The organism is Streptomyces sp. NPDC092370 (genome assembly GCF_044755265.1).
GTDB lineage: Bacteria > Actinomycetota > Actinomycetes > Streptomycetales > Streptomycetaceae > Streptomyces.
The window spans coordinates 393,278-416,354 of the sequence record NZ_JBIVQO010000004.1 but is presented as its reverse complement, the minus strand read 5'-3'; the positions used below and the strand labels follow the sequence as shown (position 1 = coordinate 416,354).

Genomic DNA, 23,077 nt, shown 5'->3' with positions numbered 1-23,077 from the left:
GGCGGAGGTATGGCGATGACAGGGGAACGGACGGGGCCGCTGAGGCGGCGCCGCCGCCGAGCCGAGCGGACACCGGAGATCACCACACCTCCGGCGGGGACGGTGCTGCCCGCGTATGTCCGCACGGGCGCGCCGGACGTACCGGTGACATCGGTGACGCCCGCGCTGCCGCCCGGGTGGGAGGCGGCCGGGGCCCTTGCCGGCGGGGGACCGATCCTGCGGATCAAGGGCGGCGGGCGCCGGAAAGCGGAGCCGCCTCGCGCGGAGGCGGCAACCTCTGCGCAGAGCCCGGTGCCGACGGCCGGGAACGGCGAACCGGGCGACGGGACACGTGGTCCGGCAGGACGGCCGAAGGACGATCGCGCACCGCGGGCCGGCACCGGGCCGCAAGGACCTGCGGACGGCCGGTGGGCCGGCGCCGCGGCCTCGCAGGGGCCGGCCGCACCCGACGACGACGGCTACGCCGTCGGTGCGGCCGGGAACCCCCTCCCGGCCGAAGCCAGGGCACCCGGCGTGCCCGCCCACCCCGCGATCGACATCCAGATCAACGCCCTCCAGGCCATGTGCCGGCAGGTGTTCGGCTTCCGCCTGGCCATGATCGCCCTGGCCACCCCCACCGCCCTGGTCAACGCGAACGACGGCCTCCCCACCCGCCTCGTCGGCGCAGCCGTGGTCGTCACCTTCATGACCTCCTACGTCCTCTTCAGGGACTGGGAGCGCTTCGGCCCGCTCCTCCTCCGCCACCCCTCCCTCCTCGCCGCGGACACCCTCTTCGGGTCACTCCTCCTCATCGCCGCGGGCCCCGACAGCACCCTCGCCTACGTCAGCGTCTGCACCCCCCTCCTGGCAGGGCTCGTCTACGGCTGGCGGGGAGCCGCGGTCTTCGCCTCCGTCCAAGCGCTCCTGCTGCTCCTCATCCACGCGGCACAGGAGAACCCGGCCCCCGGCCTCACCGAGTCGGCCCTGCTGCCCGGCCTCTGCGTCATCGCCGGAGCCGTCGGCTCCAGCCTCCGCAACCTCATGCTCCGCTTCGGCGCGGCCACCCAGGCCCTCACCACCGTCCAGGCCCGACTCGCCGTGACGGAAGCGGTCAGCGCCGAGCGAGCCCGCCTGGCCCGCGAGATGCACGACTCCGTCGCCAAGACCCTGCACGGCGTGGCCCTGGCCGCCGACGGTCTGACCACCTCGGCGAACGCCGACCGCATGGACCCGGCCCTGGTCAGGCAACAGGCGGCCCTCGTCGCCCGTTCGGCCCGCCGGGCCGCCGCCGAATCCCGCGAGCTCCTGGCCGACCTGCGCCGCGAGTCGGACCCCGGCCAGGGCACGGACGTCCTGGTGGAACTGGCCGCCCGGACCCGCGACTTCAGCACCCGCACCGGCCTCCCCGCGGTCTACCGCCCCACCGGCGCAAACGCCGTGCCCCCCGTCCCGCCGGCGGTGGCCCGCCAGCTTCTCACCATCGCCTCGGAAGCCATGGAGAACGCCCACCGCCACGCACACCCGACCCGCGTCGACGTCCGCGCGGGGGTCCACGGCGACCTGCTCCGCATCAGCGTCCACGACGACGGACGCGGCCTCCCACCCGGCACCACCCTCGAACAGCTGCGCCGCGCGGGCCACTTCGGTCTCGTCGGCATGGTCGAACGCGCGGCCTCCGTGGGCGCCCGCATCCGCATAGGCCGCGGCGGCCACCCCCAGGGCACGGAGGTCCGCCTGGAACTCCCCCTGGCCGCCCTGACCACACCCACCGCATGACCCCACGACCCGAGAGGAGGCCCCTGATGCCGGACCACACGCCCCACCCCACCGGCGCCCCGCAGCCGCCGCCGCACGACCCGTTCGCCGACCTCCCACAACCGGCCCGGCCGACCCGCCGTCTCCGGGTCGTCGTGGCGGACGACAACCCCGTCGTCCGCGCCGGCCTGACCGCCCTGCTCTCCGGCCGCGCGGACATCGAGGTCGTGGCGGAGGCCGCCGACGGCCGCCAGGCCTACCAGGCCACCCACCGGCACCGCCCGGACGTCGTGCTCCTCGACGTCCGTATGCCCGGCGTGGACGGCATCTCGGCCCTCCCGTACCTGGTGCAGATCGCCCCGGTGGTGATGCTCACCTACAGCAGGGAGTCGGAGATCGTCCAGGAGGCCCTGCGACGGGGAGCGGGCGGCTACCTGGTCCACGGCGAATTCACGGCCGACCAACTGGTCGAGGCCGTACGGGACATCAAGGAGGGCCGGGCCCATTTCACCGCCACGGCGGCGGGCGCCCTGCTGGCCCAACTCCGCCAGGACCGGACCTCCGCACCACCCCTCCCCGAGGGCCTGGGTCAGTCGTCAAGTGCGACTGCATACGGACTTTCCACTTCCGCCCAGTCGTATATGCAGACCCAATCACCCTCTCCACCAGTGCACTTCAACACGCCGCCACCTTCTTCTCCAGAAAACCTTTCGCAAGTGCAACCGCATGTGGGACAGTCTTCGTCTGGGTGGACGAGTGGCCGTCCGGCCGCTCCCGACAGGTCGCGGTTCCAACTGAGCACGAGGGAGGCGGAGATCATGGACCTCATCGCGTCCGGCATGAACAACCAGCAGATCGCCGCCACGTGCTTCATCAGCGAGAAGACCGTCAAGAACCACATCAACCGCATCTTCGCCAAGCTCCACAGCACCAGCCGCTCCGAGGCCGCCGCGAAGTGGATCGGCACGGCGCCGGACGCACACCGGGGACGGGGGTGACCGTCGGTGACACCAAGGGGGAACAGCCGGTCGTGCCCGATCGATTGGGCCCGGAATTGGGCCCAGGGGCCCTCTGGCGGACTGGTCGATTCGCCGTACGTTCCTCGTGTCGAAAGCGACACAGCCGAACCCGGAGGGGAACACCATGAGCGACCTGATGCTGAAGACCGCCGTCGCGACCAAGGTCCGCGTGAACGGCTGGAAGAACACGACGGTCGAGGCGATGCAGCGCCGCGCCGACGACAAGGGACAGACGGCGGTCGAGTACCTGGGCATCATCGCGGTGGTGGTGGCGATCGTGCTGGCGATCACGGGTACGAACATCGGTCAGACGATCCTCACCAAGATCCAGGCGCAGATCGCCAAGGTCGCTCCTTGACGCGACCCCGCCGGTACGGCGACGCAGGGCAGGCTTTCCCCATCTACATCGTGGTGGTGGGGGGCCTGCTCTTTCTCGCGCTCGCGTATTTCGCGGTCGGCCAGGCCGCGGCGAACAGGAACGGCGCCCAGACAGCCGCGGACGCGGCGGCTCTCGCTGCAGCGCAGGACAGGCGGGACCAACTCGCCGGCGCGTGGGTGAAGGACGTACTCGATCCGGCCAAGTGGCCGGCGATCTTCGAGGGCACCACTGACGGTCTCGGCCCGTCCTGCTGGCGTGCGTATCAGCTCGCCGAGCAGAACGACGCCAGGGTGAACACTTGCGGACCCGAGGGTCCCCTGGGTTTCACGGTCGAGGTCGAGACCAACAAATCCGTCGGTGAGTCCGTCGTTCCCGGAACGGCGGCCCGGAAGTCCGACGCGACCGCCACCGCCGTGATCGAGCCCCGCTGCGACTTCGACCCGCCCGCCGGGGACGCCGGTCCCGACGTTCTGCCGACGCTCACATGCGAAGACGACGTGGTCTGGGAGCTGGACCCGGACGATCTCGATGTTCTGCCGGAACCCGAGGACCTCTTCGACGTCCACCTGGCCGAGCCACAAGCGAACGACGAGTGATGAAGGAAGCAGAGAGATGAGCATTCGGTTCACTGCGAAGGCCCGCAGGGGAACGGTCGCGTTGACCCTTGCGGCCGGACTGGCCCTCGGCGTGGCCGGCTGCGGCGGCGGTGGCGGCGACGATGACAAGCCGACCCCGCCGGCATCCGCCTCCAAGGACAGCGGATCCAAGCCGAGTGCTCAGGAAGGGCAGTCGGAGACACCGCTCGCCGAGCTCAAGGGAACGGACGGACTTTTCCTGCAAGTCACCTCCGCCCAACGGGACGCTGGAGGCTTCGTCACGGTGAGCGGTAGCTTGAAGAACGACGGGGCGGAGTCGGTGGCCATCCCCGCCCAGACGAGTGGCGACGAGACCGAGGTCATCAAGCACGGTCAGTCGCTCGGCGGTGCCACTCTCGTGGACTCCAAGGGGAAGAAGCGCTACTACGTCTTGCGTGACACCGACGGGCGTCCGCTGACGACGACGGGTCTCACAACCCTTGAGGCCGGGCAGGCGCTCCCCGTGTTCATGCAGTTCCCCGCTCCACCGACCGACACGGCTGACGTCGCCCTGCAACTGCCGACGTTCTCCAGCGGCACCATCAAGATCTCCGGGTGAGGCCGGCCATGGAAACCCGCATGCGCACCCGACCGGCGACTCCACGCCTCGCCCTGGTCCTCACCGCCGCCGGCCTCATGGTCGCCGCGAACCTCTGTGGAGCCGTCGCGGCCCACGCCGACGAGACACCCGGCGTACCCCCCGGCACCGAGGCCTCCGCCGCCGCTCCCGTCGAGGTCGACGCCAACGACCCCGACCTCAAGCTGCCCGAAGGCGCCACCCTCGCCGAAGCCAAGGTCCTCGACATCAAACAGGTCGTCGAAGACCAAAGCGGTGATGAACGCCGCGAAGACACCAACGCGGACGTCAAGTTCGCCCTCCAGGCCGAGGTCCTCTTCGGCAAGGACAGCGCGAAACTGAGCGGTGAGGCGAAGGCCCGTATCTCCGCGATCGCCGAGGAGATCAAGACGCAGAACGCCACGAAGATCCGCGTCTTCGGCTTCACGGACAACCTCGGCTCCTCCGCCCACGGTGACGTCCTGTCCCGGAAGCGAGCCGACGCCGTCCAGAACGTCCTCGACCAGGAATTGACCGACTCCAATGCCACGTACGAGGTGCGCGGCTACGGCGAGCAGTACCCGATCGCCGACAACTCCACGGAGACCGGCCGCAAGAAGAACCGCCGGGTCGAGGTCTCCTTCCCGCGCACGGAGGGTTGAGCCACAGAAAGTGGGCCCGGCGTTGGGGCCACGGGCCCATGTGTGAGTGATCGACGTTCCTTAGCCTCGGCTCGGTGTCCGTTTTGAACGGCCGTTCATCGAGCTGAGCTGAGGTCGCGCATGTCCCCTGCCGGTGACTCGATACCCCCGAGCGGGATGTGGGGTGCACGAAACAGCCCTTCCTGGAGCCGGCATTCGCCGTTGCCGAGGGAGCTGGGCTGGGCGCAGGTACTGCTGTGGGTGCAGTTCGCGCTGACGGTGCTGTACGTGGTCACCGTGCTGTCGGTGGTGACGTACTACTCCGGGGAGATCTTCGGGATCCTGGCGTACGACTCGCTGCCCAGCGTGGCCGGGGTCTACCTGGCCCGTCGCCTGTGGCGGGGAGGGGCGTGGACGAGCCGCACACTGATCGCCGTACAGGCGTGGATCGTGTGGCTGTCGTTCGGCACGCTGTTGCACGGTGATCTGCGGGGCATCACGCAGGCGGCGATGCCGGTGGCGGTCATCGTGCTGTTGCGCCGGGCCCGGTCGCGCGAGTGGTTCGAGATCGCTCCCCAGGACAGGGAGGAGCGCCGGGCGTTCAGCCTGGCGAGGATGATCCGCTGGCGGCGGGACGAGGGCCAGACCGCGGTGGAGTACGCGGGGCTCATCGCCGTAGTCGCGGTGATCATCGTCGCACTGTCGGTGGGCGGCCTCGGCGGGCGTATCGCAGACGGCATCCAGTCGGCGGTCTGCTCGGTGACGGGCACGGCCTGCCCCGCTTCGCAGGGCGACGGTACGGAGACGGGGGCGGCCGGGGACAACGACGCCGGCCGGCCGGGTGGTGCGGACGCCGATGCCGACGGCGGCAACGGCGCCGACCCGGACGGCGGTGAGGAAGCCGACGGCGGCGCGAGCGCGGACGGCGGTGCGGAAGCCGACGGTGGCGCGAGCGCGGACGGCGGTGCGGAAGCCGACGGTGGCGCGGAAGCCGACGGTGGCGCGGCGGCAGTCGGTGGTGCGGGCGCGGACGGCGAGGCGGGTACCGAAGGCGACTCGGGCACCGAGGGCGAGGCGGGTGGCCAGGGACGCACGGGTGCCGGTGGTGGTACGGGCGGTGACAACAGCGGCGGAGGCCCGTCCTGGTCGGCTCGGATCATCACCTACGAGGGTGCGGGGACGAACGACACGGTCCCACTCGCTCCGGGGCCGTTCGAAGAGAGGTCGCTCTGGGACGAGGTGCATGACCAGGAACGCCACGACAGGTCGTTCATGGACCATGTCCGGGGCTTCTTCGTGGCCCCGGCCAAGAGTTTTCTGGCCGGCACCATGGACGTGGTCAGCGACCCCGTCGGCTCGATCAAGGACACCTGGAACGGTCTGAAGGGCTACACCACGAACTGGTGGGGCGACAAGGCCGACGAACTGGGCGAGGAGTGGGACAAGGGGAACTACGTCTCCTCCGTGTGGGGCTGGGTCAACTCGCCCGAGGATTTCGTGTCCGACCTGGCGATCGACACGTTCGTCGACAAGGAGAACTGGGAGAAGGGCAACTACGGCGCCTCCATCGGTAACACCGTGGTCAACGTCGTCGGCATCTTCAGCCCGAAGACCATCACGAAGTTCACCAAGTTCAAGGAACTGGCCGAGGTCGGCGAATCCCTCGACAAGGCGGCGGACGCGGCGGAGAAGGCCCGCGAGGCTGCCAAGACGGGCGATGCCGAGGGCGCTCGGAAGGCGGCGAAGGACGCCGACGAGGCGGCGGACGCGGCCGAGAAGCAAGCCCGGGAGACGGGCTGCACCATCGCGGGGCCGGCCCGCCGGATCCCGTACGGCGGAAACCTACCCGGGACCAGCCCTGGCCTCCTCACCGGCTCCTCCGGCACAGGCACCACGATCCTCGCCGCCGGCCCGTCCGACTCCCGGTACGTCGTCCTCGCCGAGGACGGCTGCGATGAGGAGGCCGAACAGCAGGCCCAGGAAGCCCGCAAACAGGCCGACGAGGCGCAGCAACAGGCGCTGGAGGCGCAGGCGGAGGCTGCGAAGGCCGCCATCAGGCAGGGCAGGCTCAGTATTGACGAGCGCAACATCGACGACTTCGTCGGGAACGCCAAGAAGACCCCTGGCAAGAAAGAGATCGGCAAAGACCAGGCGGCGGCCGCGCTGGACGAGCTCACTGATCTCGCTCGACGCAAGAACGTCGACCGGGCGGGCGCGAGCAAGCTCGGCTCCGAAGTGACCAACGCGCGTACTGCCAGCAGGCTTGAGGAGATGCTTGCTGAGGTGCGCGGTGTGCGGCGCGCCTCGGAGGACGCGGCACCCGACAGCACCGTGCACACCGCCGTCGGCTCGGAACACAACCGGCGTCAGGTCGAGGTCGCGCCGGGAGAAGCCGTGGATGTGTCGAACGTGCCGGACGCCGATGTTCTGTACAAGGGGCGTGACGGCAGGGTGCACCTGGTCGAGGTGAAGAACACGGTGAACCCGACGCGTCAGCCGGAATTCGTCGGGAAGATCAAAACACTCTCCGAGTGGAAGAATGCGAATCCAGGCAGAGCGACTCGAGTTGAGATCGACAAGCCTGACAAGTGGACCGAGGTTTTCCGGCCCATCAAGGGACAGAAGGTCTCTCCGGCCCAGCTCATGAATGAGAAGGGAGTTGACGCTCGTATCGGTGATGCGAACTTCACGGCCAAGCAGCTGGGTGACATGCAGCGGGCGCTGGAGGCGAAGTACAGTCGAGGTGAGGAAATCGACTGGAATCGGTTGAACGATGACCCCAAGGGGGCGTTGGAGTACCTGGGGCTGGAATGACAGCAGGGCCGGGGTGAAGACGAGAAGGAGGGTGACGGCTCGGAAGCCGTCACCCCGTGACGCACGACTGATGCCCCCAGGTTTCCGTTCAGCCGCCGAACCAGACGACGAGGCGGACGTTGTCCTCACCATGGAGTTCGGACAGCGTGCCCATCACATTCCACACCGGTTGCCATGGTCCGTCGGCCGGCACCAGGTCGCGATAGGCAGGGGAGACAGGGCGGTACACCTCGTCGCCCAGCAGGAGCTCTCCGTCGGCGGGCCACCGGGACGGAGCGATGTTTCCTTCCCCGAACTTGGCAGCGGCCGAGTCGTACAGCTCGTCCGGGAGTGCGGCCAATCCCTCGGGCACGAGGGATCCTTCAGGAGCACGGGACCAGCGACGGACCCAGTACCGAGACGGGCCGTCGGTGCAGGGGGCATTCCAGTCGACAGCTGACAGTTCACTCCACGAGAACCACGAATGACTGTGCCCCTCGAATTCGTCCACATCCCTTCGTGCCGTGTCCGAAATATCTACAGGAGCTCCGCGGTCAGGGAACAGAGCTCTGACAGGCTCCACGCTCCGGACGTCAAAGAGTGCTGACCATGACATGTAATCACGGGCCCAGTAAAGATGCCTGAGTTCCGAGAAGGGCTCCCACGGCACATGTTCAGTGCCATAGCGTCCAGGCTTGGGCCTGCATTCCAGCCATCCATGCAAGTCGGTGCTCATAATGGCGACTCTAGCCAATGCGAACGTTGAGTGCGCTATGAGCTCGTAACACGATCACCATCCGGGCTTCTTGAGGCGTGTCCACGCACACGCGGGTCGTTGGCGGTGCGCGCCCCGAAGGCGCGATGTCCTTCGGAGCGCGCGGCAGGGGTTCGGGTTCAAGCGTTGTAGCCGCCGTGGGCGTCCAGCACTGCGCCCGTGATGTATGACGCGGCGGGGCTCGCCAGGAAGGCGATCGCCGCGGCGATTTCGTCGGGGTGTCCCATGCGTTGCAGGGACAGCGAGCTGACCAGGGCCTTGAGCGTCTCGGGGTCCGGCGGTTGCATGCCGCCCTCCATCAGTCCGGCCTCCACGACGTTGGCCGTGATGTTCCGGGGCCCGAGGTCGCGTGCGACGCCCATGGTGTACCTCTCGATCCCGGACTTGGTCGCCGAGTAGTCGGCAAGACCGGGGGCGCCGACCCGGGAGCCCAGTCCGGAACTCACTGTGATGATGCGGCCGCCCGCGCGCAGCACTCGGGAGGCGGCCCGGATGACGGCGATCACGCCGAGGTAGTTGGTGGCGTGCATCCGGTCCAGTGCGGCGGTGTCGGCATCCGGGTCGTCCACCGTGCCAGCCACGGAGATCGCCGCGTTGTTGACGAGGATGTCCAGGCCGCCGAAGTGCGCGACCACGTCGTCGATCAGTGCCGGCGCCCGGCTCGTGTCCGCCTGGTCGGACTGGAAGGCGACGGCCTTGGCTCCCTTGCCGTGCACCTCGTCCACGACGGTCTGCGCCTGTTTCTCGGAGCTGACGTAGGTGAGGGCGACGTCGGCGCCCTGCTCGGCCAGCAGTCGTACGGTCGCGGCTCCCAGTCCGCGCGACCCCCCGGTGACCAGGGCGACTTTGCCCGTGAGTGGCTTGCTCATTCTTCTCACCTCGTTGATTGACCCTTCCGGCCAGTCGCAACGTTAATTGTTACGACAGGCTGTTGCAACCTTCACTGTTACGACTGCATTGTCGTAACATAAAGCGTTGCGGCCGAGAGGAGGAGTCCATGAGCGCCAACAGCAGGCTGACCATCGCCGCCCACGCGCTGGCCTGGATCGGCCTCTACCAGCGCCAAGGCCATGAGGTCGCCACCTCCGAGCAGATCGCGACCAGCGCGAACACCAACCCAGTGGTGATCAGACGGCTGCTCGGCGAGCTGCGCAGGGCCGGGCTCGTGGACTCCCGGCGGGGCGTGGGTGCGGGCTGGTCGCTGGCACGCGAGCTGGACTCGATGACCCTGCTCGACGTGTACGAGGCAGTGGAACCCGGCCCGCTGTTCGCGATGCACCGCACCACCCCGGACCAGGGATGCGTGGTGGGTCACGGCATCCAGCCGGCGATGCAGAGCATCTACGAGGGCATCGAGAAGACCCTGAGACACGAACTGGCCCGCGTCACGCTCGAGAATGTACTCCGGGACGTACTCGCGGCACCTCGCTAGCCTCCCCGTTACGTCCTGACATCACCAAGACTCCCATCCATGCCCAGGCCGGCGATCAGCCGGGCAACCAGTCACGCCGAAGACCGTTGCGGTATCAGGCCGTGTCCTACGAGCTCGTAACTTGATCTTGTTGTAGTGGCAGACCCTCGCGCTGCTCCACCAGTTCAAACGCCTTACCGTCCGTTGGGAACGCCGAACCGAACTCCACGACACCTTCGTCTCGTTGGCCTGCAGCCTCATCTGCTGGAGACGTCTCAAGAAGGCCCACCCATGATCGTGTTACGAGCTCTACCGCTGAACGCCGGTGACGTTCGCCGACACCACCGACGAACCACCGCTCCGCTTCACGCCACTTCAGCCACGCCGTCGTCCGCTATGTCCTGACCCGCAAGGACACCCGCAGAGTTCGAGCCGGCCCGGCACGACGAGCCGGTCAGGATGAGCGACCCGGCCAGTGCCAAGGCGTACCCGGGCATCAACTGAGCGGACGGCGGAGACGAGACACGGGTGGGACACGGGGTTGCGTGAGCCGGGCACGGAGTCGCAGGCCGAGGAGACGTGGGATCGGCGGGTCGTGCGCCGGCGCGGTCGGGCCGCCGGTAGACCCTGACCTCCCGACATCGACACGACTACACCGACCCGACGACCTCCACCCGCGCCCCTTTCCGGACCCCCCACTCACCCATCGCCCCGGCCCCCGCCTCCACGACATGCCGGGCGCGCAGCCGAGGCATCCCCAGCCGGCCGGGCCGCATGGTGCGGACGGCGATGACGCGAAGGTTCCGGTCGAGATAGGCGACATCGATCGGCATGCGCATACGAAAGGTGTGCACGCTGTTGGCGGGGGAGAGCAGGATCGCCCCGTCGATGGAGTCCCGCCCCAACAACCCCTTCGTACGGGCTCGATACGAGGTGGCGATCTCTAAAGGCACTGTCACAGACGGCTCGTCACCATCCGTGCGCACCATCAGTTGCCCACGCCCGTCTCCCCAACGCCGCCCCATCCGGGTCCCCTTCGATCGTGTCACCCGCCCCATGCTCTCCGTCCCGAACGTATCCGCAGCGGTCAGCCCGTCACACGGGTCCACTGGCCCATGCCAAGTCGACGCCGGACGGCCTGCGTTTGCTTGTTCCTGACTGGAACGCCCCGCGCCGCGTCCGTGTTGTGCACCCCATTGACGCGTTATGCAACCGTTACGACCCGAACGGGTCGATGGATCGTCGATTCCTCCCCATACACCCCGCCTGTTGACAACCATCACCCTGGTGCGGCCGCACCCCGCTGTATAGCTTTGGTTCGCTCGAGAGAAGCCTCGCCTCTGACCGGGAGCCGACCGTGAACCGCCGCCCCACCCTCCTCGCAGCGCTCACGCTGACCGCCGCTGCGGCCCTGACGCTGTCCGCGTGCGGGAGCGATGACAGCTCCAAGGACAAGGACAACGACAAGATCGCGGGAGCCGACACGGGGGAAAAGGCGTCGCCCTCCTCCAGCCCGAGCGAGCCGGGTGCGGCGGGTCGACCGAAGATCGAACTCCCGTCGGACGTGACCTACGAGTTCGAATGGAAGAAGACCGGCGACGCCCAGAAGGACGCCGTGCTCAACGATGCCGAGCAGCGCATCAGGGCCGTGGACATGGCGATTGCCAAACAGGATCCGCTCGACAAGGCCTACCGCTTCTACTCCGAAGGCGCGGCGGCCGCCGGAAGTCAGAAGTACATCAAGGAGTTTGTCGACCACAAAGCACGCACCACTGGTCTGACCCGCTACTACAACGAGAGTCTGACCCTCAAGGAAGACGGCACGGCCGCACTCGTGTACTGCGAGGACCAGAGCAAGGCGTACAACAAGTTCCTGAAGACCGGGAAGACCGACGTCACGCCGGTGACCAAGGACAGTTACGTCGTCTACGCCGGAACCCTGCGCAAGAACGACAAGGGCGTATGGGTCACCGAGCGACTGATCTCGCAGCGGGGGAGCGCGAAGTGCCAGCCTTGAGTCGTACCGGACGCATACTGCTCACTTCGTGCGTCGTGACTGCAGCCCTGACCTTGGCCGGTCCCGCTCACGCCGAAAAGGGGTTCGGCGGCACGGATGGGGAAACGCAACAAGCAAACGCAGGCAAAGACGGCACCGTCTCCGTCACCGTCGGCGGTGTCGTCTTCGACCGTTCCAAGAACGGCAGCGGCAACTCCGCCGGAGCGCTCACCTCCTCCACCTCCTGGACCCCGCCGCCCTGCTGGTACGCCCCGAAGTACACCCCGGAACAGCTCCAGAAGGCCATGGAGCCGGTCTGGGAGGCCGGTTCGACGGGCTACGAGTGGGACGCCAAGCAGCGCGACCGGTATGTCAACGGGAAGCCGTACAAGGACTTCAACAAGGACAAGACCGGCGAGGGCTACTTCTGGGACTCGTTCGTCGACGAGGACTTCCCCCCGGGGTGGGACGCCTGCACGAAGGAACCCTTCTGGGTGGACCAGGGCGACCCGCCGCCCGCCGACATCCAGAATGCCGTCACGCCCGAGATTCTCGCCGAACTGGCCTACGCCGAGGTCCGTGTCCCCAGCACCAAGGTGACCCTGGCCCCCGCCGCGCAGACCAAGGTCAACCTCCCGACCTGGGCCTGGCTGGACGCCGCCGACTTCAAGCCGGTTTCTGTCACCGCTTCCGTGCCCGTGATCGGCATCGCGGCGACCGCGACCGCGGAACCCGTGTCGCTCCGCATCGAACCTGGCACGAAGGACGCTGTCACCTACCCGGCCTCCGGCGTCTGCGCCATCAACAACGGCCGCATCGGCGAGCCCTACGCCAAGGGCAAGGCGGACCGCACGCCGCCCTGTGGAGTGAGGTACCTGCGCTCCTCCGGCGACGGCACGTACCCCCTCCAGGCCACCGTCACCTGGAAAATCCAGTGGACCGGCACCGGCGGCACCGGCGGCGATCTTCCCGACGGCACGTTCGGCGCGACCCAGGACGTGACCGTGCAGGAGATCCAGGCCGTCAACCGCTGAGCCGCGCTTCGAAGCCGATCCGACAGGGCGGCCACTCGTGAGGGTGGCCGCTCCGCCCTCCGAAGATCGTGCCCGGATCATCGGGCGGGGCAAGGGCAGCGACGACGCGGCGCACAAAGGTGTTGTCCGGCTCCCGCACTCCTGGGTAGGAAGACCCCATGACCTCACTAGGTGCAGTCTTCCGTCCCCAGTTGGCCCCCGAGCGTCTGCGGTCGGTCTGCGAAGCCGCCGAAGATGCCGGGCTCGAAGAGCTCTGGCTCTGGGAGGACTGTTTCAGAGAGGGAGGTATCTCCACCGCCGCCGCTGCCCTCGCGTGGACCGAGCGGGTGCGGGTCGGGGTGGGGCTGTTGCCCGTGCCCCTGCGGAACGTCGCCATCACGGCCATGGAGATCGCCTCGCTGCACCGGATGTTCCCGGGGCGGGCGGGCGGTCGTCGGCGTGGGGCACGGCGTGCAGGACTGGATGGGGCAGGTCGGGGCCCGGGTCGAGTCGCCCGTCACCCTGCTGCGGGAGTATCTCCTCGCGCTGCGCGCCCTGTTGGGCGGAGAGCGGCTCTCCGTCGACGGCCGGTACGTCAAGCTCGACGACGTCGCTCTCGACTGGCCGCCTCAGGGTGCCCAGGGCGGGGTGCTGGCCGGGGCCACCGGTCCTCGATCGCTGCGGCTCAGCGGCGAGGCCGCCGACGGGACCATTCTCACCGCATCCACCAGCGCCGACGGTGTGCGCGAGGCGCGCCGGCTCGTGGAGGAGGGGCGGACGGCGGCCGGTCGCGCGGCCGGGCCGCACCGCGTCGTCGTCTATCTGCTCACCGCCACCGGGCCCGACGCCGACGCCCGGCTGCGCGCGGAGCTGGCCGCCGAGGGGCTCGACCCCGCTGCGGACGTCGGGGTCGCCGGGGACGCCGGCGCCGTGGCCAAGGCCGTCGAGCGGCTGGTCGAGGCCGGCGCCGACAGCGTCGTACTGCAGCCGACCGCGGACGAGCCCGACCCGGAGGGGTTCGTGCGGTTCGCGGCCGAGGAGGTGCGTCCCCTGGTTCCCTGAGGCCCGTTGTCAGTGGTGGTTGCCACACCGGGGTATGAGGGACGACGACGTGGACGTACGTCTGCGAGACGTGGTGGAAGCCGACCCGGAGTTCGTCCTGGCGTACGAGCACGATCCGGAAGCCGTGCGGCGGCCGAGGTTCACGCCTGGACCGCGCGAGGCGTTCCTGCGGCACTGGAAGGCCGAAGCTCCGTACGCCTGCTCGGGAAACACGGCTTCCTCCGGTCCGGCACCGTCCGGCACGGTGACAGGCGAGCATGTCGTGTTCGTCCTCACGTGAGGCGCACCCGGTGAGGTCCCGCCCCGGGTCCGTCGACCGCCCTTCGAGTTCGGTGGAGACGTCCGCACGCCACCGGCGTGAAAATACCGAGCGCCCCCGCACGGCCCCTGCCATCATCTGCCCATGGCAGTGCATCAGGAACCACACCCCCCACAGCCCGCCACCTTCGAAGAGCTCCTCGCCGAGGGCGCCTCCGTCCCGACGGAAGGCTGGGACTTCTCCTGGTTCGAAGGGCGGGCGACGGAAGCACGCCCCTCCTGGGGTTACGCCGTGTCGATGGCCGAGCGGCTGGGCCGGGCGACCGCGGCGCTGGACGTGCAGACCGGGGGAGGGGAGGTGCTGGACTTCGCCCTCGCGAGGGTCAGCGACGGTGCTTCCGCCCCCACCGGCGCCCCCACCTCGAAGCCACCCCGGCTCACCATCGCCACCGAAGGATGGCCCCCCAACGTCGCGAAGGCCACCGCCCTGCTCCGCCGGCGCGGCGTCGCCGTCGTGGCCGCTGCCGACGACGATCCGCTGCCCTTCGCCGATGGTGCCTTCGACCTGGTCGTCAGCCGCCATCCCGTCCGCCCGCACTGGCAGGAGATCGCCCGCGTCCTCCAGCCCGGCGGGACCTACTTCGCCCAGCATGTGGGCCCGGGGAGCGTCTTCGAAGTCGTCGAGTACTTCCTCGGGCCTCAGCCGGACGACGTCCGCAGCGCCCGCCACCCCGACCGTGAGCGTGCCGATGCCGAGGCCGCCGGGCTCGATGTCGTCGATCTGCGGGCGGAGCGGCTGCGCATGGAGTTCCACGACATCGGCGCGGTCGTGCACTTCCTGCGCAAGGTGGTCTGGATGGTCCCCGGCTTCACCGTCGAGGCGTACGAACCGCGGCTGCGGGAGCTGCACGAGCGCATCCAGGCCGATGGCCCCTTCGTCGCCCACAGCACCCGCCACCTCGTCGAGGCACGCAAGCCGGGCGGACGCACGCCGGCCGCCTGATCACGCGTGCGGACCCACCGTCACCTCTCCCACCACCAGCTCCGCCGCAGCCTCCAGCACCTCACCCACCCGCTCCGCCTGCTCGCCCAGCTCCCGCTTCTGCCGTGCCGTCAGCCGGACGAGCGGCTCGACCGTGACGGTCGTACGACGGCCCCGGCGCCGCTGGTGCCACACTCCCGCCACCACACCGTCGACCAGCAGCACCGGGTAGTTGCCCGCCTGGCCGCCACCGAGGGCGCGCTGGTACGCCGTCCCGGGGAACAGCCGCTCGCGGGGCTGCCCGGCGATGACGTACGCGTCGAAGTAGGGCAGCAGGCGCACACCCCGCGGCGGACCGTCCGGGAAGTCCGTGTCGCCCGCCGCCACCCACGCCGGTGTCCCTTCGAAGTCGACCTCCTCGATACGGCCCGCGGCGGCCAGTTCGCCGAACAGGGCCGTCGCCCAGCCGGGCGGCGCCGCCAGCCAGCGGGCGAAGTGCTGCGGGGCGGCGGGGCCGTACGCGTACAGATAGCGATGGACGAAAGCGACCGGCACGCCCCCCACGCTCTCCCCGTGCTCGCCGCCCGGCACGGGCCGGTCGCCCCCGTCGCCGTCCCCGCCCCCGGCGCTCGGCACGGGCCGCGTGTCCCCCGCCCCGCCGTCCCCCCGCGGTGGGCGGGTGTACGTCGCCTTGCGGCCGCGGTTCGGGCCGAAGCACAGCGTGCCCGCCCATCCGGCCCGGTGCATCACCTGGCGCCAGCGCGGCCACAGGTCCTGAAAGGCCGGCATCACGCGGTCACCGGCCCAGGGGCCCGTACGGGCGACGACCTCCTCGGACAGCTCGTCGAGGGTCAGGCACCTGCCGTCGAGCGCGTCACCGATCGCCGTCACGACCTGGCGGGCCTGTCCCTCGGTGAGTCGCACGTCGGGCGGGAACGGGCTCGGCCCGCTCGGGACCGCGCTCAAGGCCGCAGAGAAGAGAGGCATTTCGCGGGCCGGGAGGAGATGGACCGTGCCGCGCGGGCCGTATGTCTTGATCAAGGACCGTTCGTCCCAGAGCGCGGTCCGTACGTCCGCCCGCGTCACGCCGTCCGTCCGCATCCCCACCGAGACCTCGGCCGCGGAGAGTACCTGCGCGTGGGCGCCCCGCATCGCCCCGACCACCTCGGCGACCGGCGTGCCGGACCCGGCCGGTCCGGCCAGGAACTGCCGCTCCGCCCGGCGCGCGTTCGCCGCGTCCCACGTGATCCTCAGCGTCGTCGTCATGATGTGACGCTAGAGGGGAATGAGGACGAATCCTGTCCTAGTGAGAAGGTCGAGTCCCCATGGCCGACCTGCATCCAGGTGCGAGCACGGATGATCGGCGTCACCGGCCGCCGCGGGTCACTCGTCTCCCTCACCACACTTGCGCATCTTCCGACGACAGTTTTCACATCGTTATCGCTTGCGCCTCGCCTCTCGGACACCCCTCACGTACATTCGGACCAAGGGAATTCGCGTGAGCAAAGCTGCGCGGGAGGTACCGCGCAGCGGAGGGGGCTGCGCGGTGCCCGGTCCCCGCCGAGCCGGTGCGGCGGCTGCTGCTCCAGGGGCGGGCATCCCCCTGGAGCGGCAGCGCGCCCCCTATCGCGAGGTACTCAGCGACTGGGTGGAGGGGGGCGTGGTGGCAAGGAGACGGTCCGGGTGGCGACTCGAGGTCAAGCGGCCGTGCGCGGCCGGTTCACCCGTCGGGGGGATACCGGGACACGTCACCCGAGTGGTCCCCAAGGTGCGGCAATTCCCCCGGACTCTGTCCCGGAGTGCCTGATCTCCCCTGTGCGGGGGCCCTGTTTCGGCCAGGAGCCCGCCCTGAACGAGGGCTTCCGTGAGCATCGCCGCGTCGCCGGGTGGCTCCGGAGAGTAGTTGTGACACGCCGATGCGCGCGGCATCACTTACAAAGGGTTATGGTGGAAACCCCCCCTCGGGCCGGTCCGTCTCCCCCCCACGGACCGGCCCGTTTTTCTTTGCCTGCCGGGCGGCTCGAACCACCGGCCGGAACCGTTCGTTCCGCCCCTGTTGGCGGCCCACGGCCGCAGCGGGGGTAGGCTTCGCCTCCGGGGACTGCCATACGGGCAGGGACCGCCCGCGGGCCACGACCGGGCCGCACGCCGCGGCCTGTCCGATCCGTACGGAGGGGCTGACAATCACGTGAACCTGCGCGACAAGCTGCGTGGCCTGCTGGTCAGGCTGTACGCACGCCGGGTGGAAGGCCACCTGGACCACGCTCAGGTGCCCAAGCACATCGGCGTCATCATGGACGGCAACCGGCGCTGGGCGAAGGCCGCCGGTTCCAGCACCGTCCACGGCCACCGGGCCGGTGCCGAGAAAATCGAGGAGTTCCTCGGCTGGTGCAGTGAGACCGACGTCGAGGTCGTCACCCTCTGGCTCCTGTCCACGGACAACTTCGACCGGCCGCAGGAGGAACTCGGCCCGCTGCTCGGCATCATCGAGGACGTCGTCCGCACCCTGGCCGCCGACGGCCGCTGGCGCGTGCACCACGTCGGCACGCCCGACCTGCTGCCCTCCGGGATGCAGACGGTCCTCAAGGAGGCCGAGGAGGCCACCGCCCACGTCGACGGGATAGTGGTCAACGTGGCCATCGGCTACGGCGGCCGCCAGGAGATCGCCGACGCCGTGCGGTCGATGCTGCTCGACGCCCGGGACAAGGGCACCTCGATGGAGGAGCTCGCCGAGGCCGTCGACATCGACATGATCGGACGTCACCTCTACACGAGCGACCAGCCCGACCCCGACCTGGTGATCCGCACCAGCGGCGAGCAGCGGCTGTCCGGATTCATGCTCTGGCAGACCGCGCACTCCGAGTACTACTTCTGTGACGTGTTCTGGCCGGCGTTCCGCAAGGTCGACTTCCTGCGCGCCATGCGGGACTACGCGGCCCGCCACCGGCGGTTCGGCGGCTGACGCACCCGTCACCGGACCCCCGGACGCGGGACGTCCCACGTCAGAACACCTCCCGGTACCCCGCCGAGGGCGCGCGTAACACGGAGTTCACCGGTTCGCCGTCATATGCCGTGGCATGGCGACGCTCGTTCGAGGGCATAACCCAGTCAGGTCGACGCCCGAACCACGGGTGTCGGATCTCAGCGGACGGCACGGGGCCGTCCGCCCGGGAGGCCCTTTGCACCAGCCCGATCGTGCGGTCACAGCACGGACGAAGAGGCGGAGGGCCGGTTTTCGGCCCGCGCAGGGCGGCCGACGACCGGTCCAGCTCCATACCGTCGCTCCCCGACCTCATCCGAGGGGGTACGTCCTTCCGTGGTGACCAGCGCAAAGCGCCACAAGCCAGACCGGCGCACCTATGTTCTCGACACCAGCGTCCTGCTGGCCGACCCGAACGCCCTGAACCGCTTCGACGAGCACGAGGTCGTGCTCCCCATCGTCGTGGTCACGGAGCTGGAGGCCAAGCGGCACCATCCCGAGCTCGGCTACTTCGCCCGGCAGGCCCTGCGCCTGCTCGACGAGTTCCGGGTCCGGCACGGTCGCCTCGACGCCCCCATCCCGATCGGGGATCTGGGCGGGACCGTCCGTGTCGAGCTCAACCACTCGGACCCCAGTGTGCTGCCCAGCGGCTACCGCCTGGGGGACAACGACTCCCGCATCCTCGCGGTCGCCCGCAATTTGCAGGCCGAGGGGTTCGATGTCACCGTCGTGTCCAAGGACCTCCCGCTCAGGATCAAGGCGTCCTCCGTCGGACTCCTCGCCGAGGAGTACCGCGCGGAACTCGCCATCACGGACTCCTCCGGCTGGACCGGCATGTCCGAACTGACCCTGCCCGGCGAGCAGGTGGACATCCTCTTCGAGGAGGGCCACGTCTACGTCCCCGAGGCCGCCGACCTGCCGGTGCACACGGGCCTGATGATCCAGTCGGAGCGCGGCAAGGCGCTCGGACGGGTCACGCCGGAGGGCACCATCCGTGTCGTACGCGGGGATCGTGAGGTGTTCGGCATCAAGGGCCGCAGCGCCGAGCAGCGGATCGCGCTCGACCTGCTGCTCGACCCGGACGTCGGGATCGTGTCGATGGGCGGCCGGGCCGGCACCGGCAAGTCGGCGCTGGCGCTGTGCGCGGGTCTGGAGGCGGTGCTGGAGCGCCGTCAGCACCAGAAAGTGATGGTCTTCCGTCCGCTGTACGCGGTGGGCGGGCAGGAGCTGGGCTATCTGCCGGGCTCCGAGGCCGAGAAGATGAGCCCCTGGGCCCAGGCCGTCTTCGACACCCTCTCGGCGGTCACGTCCCGCGAGGTCATCGAGGAGGTCACCGCGCGCGGGATGCTGGAGGTCCTGCCGCTCACTCACATCCGCGGCCGTTCGCTGCACGACGCGTTCGTGATCGTGGACGAGGCGCAGTCGCTGGAACGGAATGTGCTTCTCACCGTTCTGTCCCGGATCGGGGCCAATTCGCGGGTGGTTCTCACCCATGACGTGGCCCAGCGGGACAACCTCAGAGTCGGCCGGTACGACGGTGTCGTCGCCGTCGTCGAGAAGCTGAAGGGGCATCCGCTCTTCGCGCACGTGACCCTGGCGCGGTCCGAGAGGTCTCAGATCGCAGCTCTTGTGACCGAAATGCTCGAAGACGGGCAGATCTGACCGTCCCCAGTAAGTAGGGTCGGTTATGCGATAGTTGGCGCCGTTCGGAAAAGGCAAAGAGCCTAGCCGGACGGCGCCTTCGCATGTGGGCGTTCCTGTGAATCCCCCGCGCGAAACGGGATGTGAGCTTTCACACGCAACTCAGAATTGCCTTGCCCCGTCGGGTTACGGCAGAGTCTCAGTCCTGTCAGGCCCCGCATACGACACACCTGTACCCCCAGCGGTACGGCACCACCAAAGCAACAGCATCAACTGCATAGCGATGTCGTATGCCGCCCGAGCAACACGCGGCGCTCCCTCGCGGGAGTTGCCCACCGGGCCCGCGCCTCCCGTGACCCCGCAGTTGGGGAGGCCAGTGCCAGGGGCACGATTGCGTCCGCGAGGGTCACCGAAGCGGGCGATGCTGGAAGGAAAACCGTGTGAGCCGGATCTCGGTCCGGGGATTCGCAGTGGCCTCGGCCACGGCGGTCACCGCTGTCGGAAGCGTCGTCGGAGTTGCCTCGGGCAGCACCGCGCAGAACAACGACGCCGAAGCGACGGCCAGCGGCGCCACCCTGCTCGCGGACATCCCCGCGGGCCAGCAGGCCCAGGTGCAGACCGCGTCCCTGACGCAGCAGGCCGACGCGCAGGCCATCCAGGCGGACGCGAGCGCCAAGAAGGACGCCGAGGAGGCCGCCCGCAAGGCCGCCGCCGAGACGGCCATCGCCAAGAAGGAAGCCGCCGAGAAGGCCGCCAAGGCCGCCGAGGCGGCAGCCAAGGAGCGCGCGGAGGTCAAGGCCGCCGCCAGCCGTTCCAAGGACTCCTCCGACTTCCCCGTCGCGAGCTCCTACAGCATCGCCCAGATCCAGGCGATGGCACGCCAGATGGTGCCGTCGGGTCAGTTCCAGTGCTTCAGCAACATCGTGGACCACGAGTCCGACTGGAACTACAAGGCCGTCAACCCCTCCTCGGGGGCCTACGGCATGTTCCAGGCGCTGCCCGCTTCCAAGATGTCGTCTGCCGGCGCCGACTGGCGGACCAACCCGGCCACCCAGATCAAGTGGGGCCTCAGCTACATGAACGACCGCTACGGCAGCCCCTGTGAGGCCTGGACGTTCTGGCAGGCCAACCACTGGTACTGAGCCGACCGGCCGCACGGCCGATCCCGCTGCCTCACGAGAGCCCCGCACCGTCGCCGGTGCGGGGTTCTCGCCATGTACGGTCGGACGGGACCGACTCCAGGGGGAGTGGTGCGCTGAGACGGGGGAAAAGGACGGATCATGTCGCGAGTGCCAGGGTGGCTCGGTCGGCTCGGTGCCGGGCTGACCGAGATCAGCGAGCGTTACAACGAACGCCGTGCCGAGGCCGAGCGGGAGCGGGACGACTCCGAATCCCCGGTCCTCTCCGACGAGTACGTGCCGCCGCCCCCGGACTACGCGCCCGACGTCGCCGCCCGGCCCGATCCGGCACAGGCCGTGCCGTGGGGGGTGCGGGTCGCCGCCGAGGCCGGCTGGCGGCTCCTCATCCTCGCGGGCACCGTCTGGGTGCTGATGCGGATCATCAGCGCCGTCCAGCTCGTGGTGCTCTCGTTCGTGATCGCGCTGCTCATCACGGCGATCCTGCAGCCGACGGTGGCGCGTCTGCGGCGCCACGGCGTGCCGCGCGGGCCGGCGACGGCACTGACGGCCATCCTCGGCTTCGTCGTCATCGGCCTCATCGGCTGGTTCGTGACCTGGCAGGTCATGGAGAACATCGACGACCTCTCGGGCCAGATTCAGGACGGCATCGACGAGTTGCGGAACTGGCTGCTGAACAGCCCCTTCCACGTCACGGACAAGCAGATCAACGAGATCGCCAAGAACCTGCGCGAAGCGGTCGGGGCGAACACGGACCAGATCACCTCGGCGGGCCTGGAAGGCGTGACGGTCGTCGTCGAGGCGCTCGCCGGGATCCTGCTGGCGATCTTCTCGACGTTGTTCCTGCTCTACGACGGCAAGCGGATCTGGGAGTGGACGCTGAAGCTGGTGCCGGCGGCGGCGCGGCCGGGGGTGGCCGGGGCCGGTCCGGCGGCGTGGCGGACGCTGACGGCGTATGTGCGGGGCACGGTCGTCGTCGCGCTGATCGACGCGATCTTCATCGGGCTGGGCATCTACTTCCTCGATGTGCCGATGGCGGTGCCGCTGGCGGTGTTCATCTTCCTGTTCGCGTTCATCCCGCTGGTCGGTGCGGTGGTCTCCGGTGCGCTCGCCGTGGTCGTCGCGCTGGTCACCCAGGGGGTGTTCACGGCCGTGATGACGCTGGTGGTGGTGCTCGCGGTGCAGCAGATCGAGGGGCACATCCTGCAGCCGTTCATCCTGGGACGGGCCGTGCGGGTGCATCCCCTGGCGGTCGTGCTGTCGGTCGCGGCGGGGGGCATGGTGGCCGGGATCGGCGGTGCGGTCGTCGCCGTGCCGCTGGTGGCGGTGACCAACACGGTCGCCGGATATCTGCGCTCCTACTCGCAGAAGGCGGCGCTACGGCATTCGGTGCGGCCCCGCGGGGCCACGGCGGTGAGTGCGGAGCCCGCCCCGAAGACGCCCCCGGAGTAGCCGGGACCCGACACACCAGCAGGGCCCCGTCCACCGGTCAGGTGGGCGGGGCCCTGCGGTACGAGGCGTCCGGCCGGGGATTACTCGGCCAGGACCGCCTCGGCGTCCAGCGTGACGCCGACCGCCTGGATCACGGAAGCGATCTTGAAGGCCTCCTGGACGACCTCGCGGTCGAGACCGGCCTTGCGCAGAACCTGCTCGTGGGAGTCCAGGCACATGCCGCAGCCGTTGATGGCGGAGACCGCGAACGACCACAGCTCGAAGTCGACCTTGTCGACACCCGGGTTGCCGATGACGTTCATCCGCAGGCCCGCGCGCAGCGTGCCGTACTCGTGGTCCGAGAGGAGGTGACGGGTGCGGTAGAAGACGTTGTTCATCGCCATCACCGCGGCGGCGGCCTTGGCCGCCGTGTACGCCTCCGGCGACAGGTTCGCCTTCGCCTCCGGCTCCAGCTCGCGCAGCACGATCGGGGAGCGCGAGGCGATCGCCGTCGACAGCACCGTGCCCCACAGCTGCTGGGCCGGCAGATCGGAGTTGCCGATGACCGAGCCCAGGTTGAGCTTCAGGTCCTTGGCGTAGTCCGGTATGGCGGACTTCAGGGCGTCCAGCGACAT

General features: G+C 69.3%; 21 protein-coding genes and 1 pseudogene. 17 read left to right on the top strand and 5 right to left on the bottom strand.

Features of this window, described 5'->3' with window-relative positions; all coding sequences use genetic code 11:
• Positions 1 to 9 precede the first annotated feature (9 nt).
• The 7 genes from ACIQHQ_RS15975 to ACIQHQ_RS15945 all read left to right on the top strand — a co-directional run bounded on the left by ACIQHQ_RS15975 (position 10) and on the right by ACIQHQ_RS15945 (position 7,778).
• Positions 10 to 1,755 carry an ATP-binding protein gene (locus ACIQHQ_RS15975; protein ID WP_402612491.1) on the top strand — a complete coding sequence of 582 codons (1,746 nt, stop codon included), beginning with the start codon at positions 10 to 12 and terminating at the stop codon, positions 1,753 to 1,755.
• A gap of 26 nt (positions 1,756 to 1,781) precedes the next feature.
• A complete protein-coding gene (locus tag ACIQHQ_RS15970; RefSeq protein WP_402612490.1) occupies positions 1,782 to 2,732 on the top strand; it encodes a response regulator in 951 nt (316 codons plus the stop codon).
• 145 nt (positions 2,733 to 2,877) lie between these two features.
• Positions 2,878 to 3,111 carry a Flp family type IVb pilin gene (locus tag ACIQHQ_RS15965; protein ID WP_398731477.1) on the top strand — a complete coding sequence of 78 codons (234 nt, stop codon included), beginning with the start codon at positions 2,878 to 2,880 and terminating at the stop codon, positions 3,109 to 3,111.
• Entirely contained in the window at positions 3,108 to 3,728 is a 621-nt protein-coding gene (locus ACIQHQ_RS15960; protein ID WP_402612489.1) for a pilus assembly protein TadG-related protein, read from the top strand. Before ACIQHQ_RS15965 ends, ACIQHQ_RS15960 begins: the two co-directional genes overlap by 4 nt.
• Positions 3,729 to 3,744: 16 nt before the next feature.
• Entirely contained in the window at positions 3,745 to 4,326 is a 582-nt protein-coding gene (locus ACIQHQ_RS15955) for a hypothetical protein (protein ID WP_402612488.1), read from the top strand.
• 20 nt (positions 4,327 to 4,346) lie between these two features.
• The gene (locus tag ACIQHQ_RS15950; RefSeq protein ID WP_402612487.1) at positions 4,347 to 4,985 is read left to right on the top strand and encodes an OmpA family protein; all 639 of its coding nucleotides are present in this window, start codon (positions 4,347 to 4,349) and stop codon (positions 4,983 to 4,985) included.
• A 201-nt stretch (positions 4,986 to 5,186) separates the two neighbouring features.
• Positions 5,187 to 7,778 (top strand): hypothetical protein, encoded by a 2,592-nt coding sequence (locus ACIQHQ_RS15945; RefSeq protein ID WP_402612486.1) that lies wholly within the window; start codon positions 5,187 to 5,189, stop codon positions 7,776 to 7,778.
• An 88-nt stretch (positions 7,779 to 7,866) separates the two neighbouring features.
• Here ACIQHQ_RS15945 and ACIQHQ_RS15940 read toward each other — a convergent pair whose 3' ends face one another.
• Entirely contained in the window at positions 7,867 to 8,130 is a 264-nt protein-coding gene (locus ACIQHQ_RS15940) for a hypothetical protein (RefSeq protein ID WP_390988165.1), read from the bottom strand.
• 521 nt (positions 8,131 to 8,651) lie between these two features.
• Entirely contained in the window at positions 8,652 to 9,401 is a 750-nt protein-coding gene (locus ACIQHQ_RS15935) for an SDR family NAD(P)-dependent oxidoreductase (RefSeq protein WP_402612485.1), read from the bottom strand.
• Positions 9,402 to 9,529: 128 nt separating this feature from the next.
• Between ACIQHQ_RS15935 and ACIQHQ_RS15930 the strand changes: the two genes are divergently transcribed.
• Complete coding sequence (locus ACIQHQ_RS15930; RefSeq protein ID WP_402612484.1) at positions 9,530 to 9,964, top strand: Rrf2 family transcriptional regulator; 435 nt, start codon at positions 9,530 to 9,532, stop codon at positions 9,962 to 9,964.
• 629 nt (positions 9,965 to 10,593) lie between these two features.
• Here ACIQHQ_RS15930 and ACIQHQ_RS15925 read toward each other — a convergent pair.
• A complete protein-coding gene (locus ACIQHQ_RS15925; RefSeq protein ID WP_402612483.1) occupies positions 10,594 to 10,968 on the bottom strand; it encodes a DUF192 domain-containing protein in 375 nt (124 codons plus the stop codon).
• Positions 10,969 to 11,300: 332 nt separating this feature from the next.
• Here ACIQHQ_RS15925 and ACIQHQ_RS15920 point away from each other — a divergent pair, with 332 nt between their 5' ends.
• From ACIQHQ_RS15920 to ACIQHQ_RS15900, 5 genes and pseudogenes are all read left to right on the top strand, one after another.
• Positions 11,301 to 11,960 (top strand): hypothetical protein, encoded by a 660-nt coding sequence (locus ACIQHQ_RS15920; protein WP_402612482.1) that lies wholly within the window; start codon positions 11,301 to 11,303, stop codon positions 11,958 to 11,960.
• A complete protein-coding gene (locus tag ACIQHQ_RS15915; RefSeq protein WP_402612481.1) occupies positions 11,948 to 12,973 on the top strand; it encodes a hypothetical protein in 1,026 nt (341 codons plus the stop codon). Before ACIQHQ_RS15920 ends, ACIQHQ_RS15915 begins: the two co-directional genes overlap by 13 nt.
• A gap of 158 nt (positions 12,974 to 13,131) precedes the next feature.
• A pseudogene (locus ACIQHQ_RS15910) lies at positions 13,132 to 14,014 on the top strand (LLM class flavin-dependent oxidoreductase).
• Positions 14,015 to 14,063: 49 nt separating this feature from the next.
• Positions 14,064 to 14,294 (top strand): hypothetical protein, encoded by a 231-nt coding sequence (locus ACIQHQ_RS15905; protein WP_402612480.1) that lies wholly within the window; start codon positions 14,064 to 14,066, stop codon positions 14,292 to 14,294.
• Between the two features lie 123 nt (positions 14,295 to 14,417).
• The gene (locus ACIQHQ_RS15900) at positions 14,418 to 15,275 is read left to right on the top strand and encodes a methyltransferase domain-containing protein (protein ID WP_402612479.1); all 858 of its coding nucleotides are present in this window, start codon (positions 14,418 to 14,420) and stop codon (positions 15,273 to 15,275) included.
• On the opposite strand, the gene ACIQHQ_RS15895 is transcribed toward ACIQHQ_RS15900, so the two are convergent.
• Positions 15,276 to 16,520 (bottom strand): winged helix DNA-binding domain-containing protein, encoded by a 1,245-nt coding sequence (locus tag ACIQHQ_RS15895; RefSeq protein WP_402612478.1) that lies wholly within the window; start codon positions 16,518 to 16,520, stop codon positions 15,276 to 15,278.
• Positions 16,521 to 17,442: 922 nt separating this feature from the next.
• Here ACIQHQ_RS15895 and ACIQHQ_RS15890 point away from each other — a divergent pair.
• From ACIQHQ_RS15890 to ACIQHQ_RS15875, 4 genes are all read left to right on the top strand, one after another.
• The gene (locus ACIQHQ_RS15890) at positions 17,443 to 18,216 is read left to right on the top strand and encodes an isoprenyl transferase (protein ID WP_402612477.1); all 774 of its coding nucleotides are present in this window, start codon (positions 17,443 to 17,445) and stop codon (positions 18,214 to 18,216) included.
• Positions 18,217 to 18,570: 354 nt separating this feature from the next.
• Positions 18,571 to 19,896 (top strand): PhoH family protein, encoded by a 1,326-nt coding sequence (locus ACIQHQ_RS15885; protein ID WP_402612476.1) that lies wholly within the window; start codon positions 18,571 to 18,573, stop codon positions 19,894 to 19,896.
• Positions 19,897 to 20,315: 419 nt separating this feature from the next.
• The gene (locus ACIQHQ_RS15880) at positions 20,316 to 21,017 is read left to right on the top strand and encodes a transglycosylase SLT domain-containing protein (protein ID WP_402612475.1); all 702 of its coding nucleotides are present in this window, start codon (positions 20,316 to 20,318) and stop codon (positions 21,015 to 21,017) included.
• Between the two features lie 138 nt (positions 21,018 to 21,155).
• Entirely contained in the window at positions 21,156 to 22,463 is a 1,308-nt protein-coding gene (locus tag ACIQHQ_RS15875; protein WP_402612474.1) for an AI-2E family transporter, read from the top strand.
• An 80-nt stretch (positions 22,464 to 22,543) separates the two neighbouring features.
• On the opposite strand, the gene ACIQHQ_RS15870 is transcribed toward ACIQHQ_RS15875, so the two are convergent.
• Positions 22,544 to 23,077: an alkyl hydroperoxide reductase gene (locus tag ACIQHQ_RS15870; RefSeq protein ID WP_031103031.1), complete on the bottom strand. Its 534-nt coding sequence runs from the start codon at positions 23,075 to 23,077 to the stop codon at positions 22,544 to 22,546.

What these genes read in the sequence shown, in the direction of transcription:
- ACIQHQ_RS15950 (WP_402612487.1), top strand. Translation starts at nt 4,347, where the DNA reads ATGCGCACCCGACCGGCGACTCCACGCCTCGCCCTGGTCCTCACCGCC.
- ACIQHQ_RS15900 (WP_402612479.1), top strand. Translation starts at nt 14,418, where the DNA reads ATGGCAGTGCATCAGGAACCACACCCCCCACAGCCCGCCACCTTCGAA.
- ACIQHQ_RS15925 (WP_402612483.1), bottom strand. Translation starts at nt 10,968, where the DNA reads ATGGGGCGGCGTTGGGGAGACGGGCGTGGGCAACTGATGGTGCGCACG.
- ACIQHQ_RS15970 (WP_402612490.1), top strand. Translation starts at nt 1,782, where the DNA reads ATGCCGGACCACACGCCCCACCCCACCGGCGCCCCGCAGCCGCCGCCG.
- ACIQHQ_RS15955 (WP_402612488.1), top strand. Translation starts at nt 3,745, where the DNA reads ATGAGCATTCGGTTCACTGCGAAGGCCCGCAGGGGAACGGTCGCGTTG.
- ACIQHQ_RS15930 (WP_402612484.1), top strand. Translation starts at nt 9,530, where the DNA reads ATGAGCGCCAACAGCAGGCTGACCATCGCCGCCCACGCGCTGGCCTGG.
- ACIQHQ_RS15895 (WP_402612478.1), bottom strand. Translation starts at nt 16,520, where the DNA reads ATGACGACGACGCTGAGGATCACGTGGGACGCGGCGAACGCGCGCCGG.
- ACIQHQ_RS15965 (WP_398731477.1), top strand. Translation starts at nt 2,878, where the DNA reads ATGAGCGACCTGATGCTGAAGACCGCCGTCGCGACCAAGGTCCGCGTG.
- ACIQHQ_RS15975 (WP_402612491.1), top strand. Translation starts at nt 10, where the DNA reads ATGGCGATGACAGGGGAACGGACGGGGCCGCTGAGGCGGCGCCGCCGC.
- ACIQHQ_RS15935 (WP_402612485.1), bottom strand. Translation starts at nt 9,401, where the DNA reads ATGAGCAAGCCACTCACGGGCAAAGTCGCCCTGGTCACCGGGGGGTCG.
- ACIQHQ_RS15875 (WP_402612474.1), top strand. Translation starts at nt 21,156, where the DNA reads ATGTCGCGAGTGCCAGGGTGGCTCGGTCGGCTCGGTGCCGGGCTGACC.
- ACIQHQ_RS15870 (WP_031103031.1), bottom strand. Translation starts at nt 23,077, where the DNA reads ATGTCGCTGGACGCCCTGAAGTCCGCCATACCGGACTACGCCAAGGAC.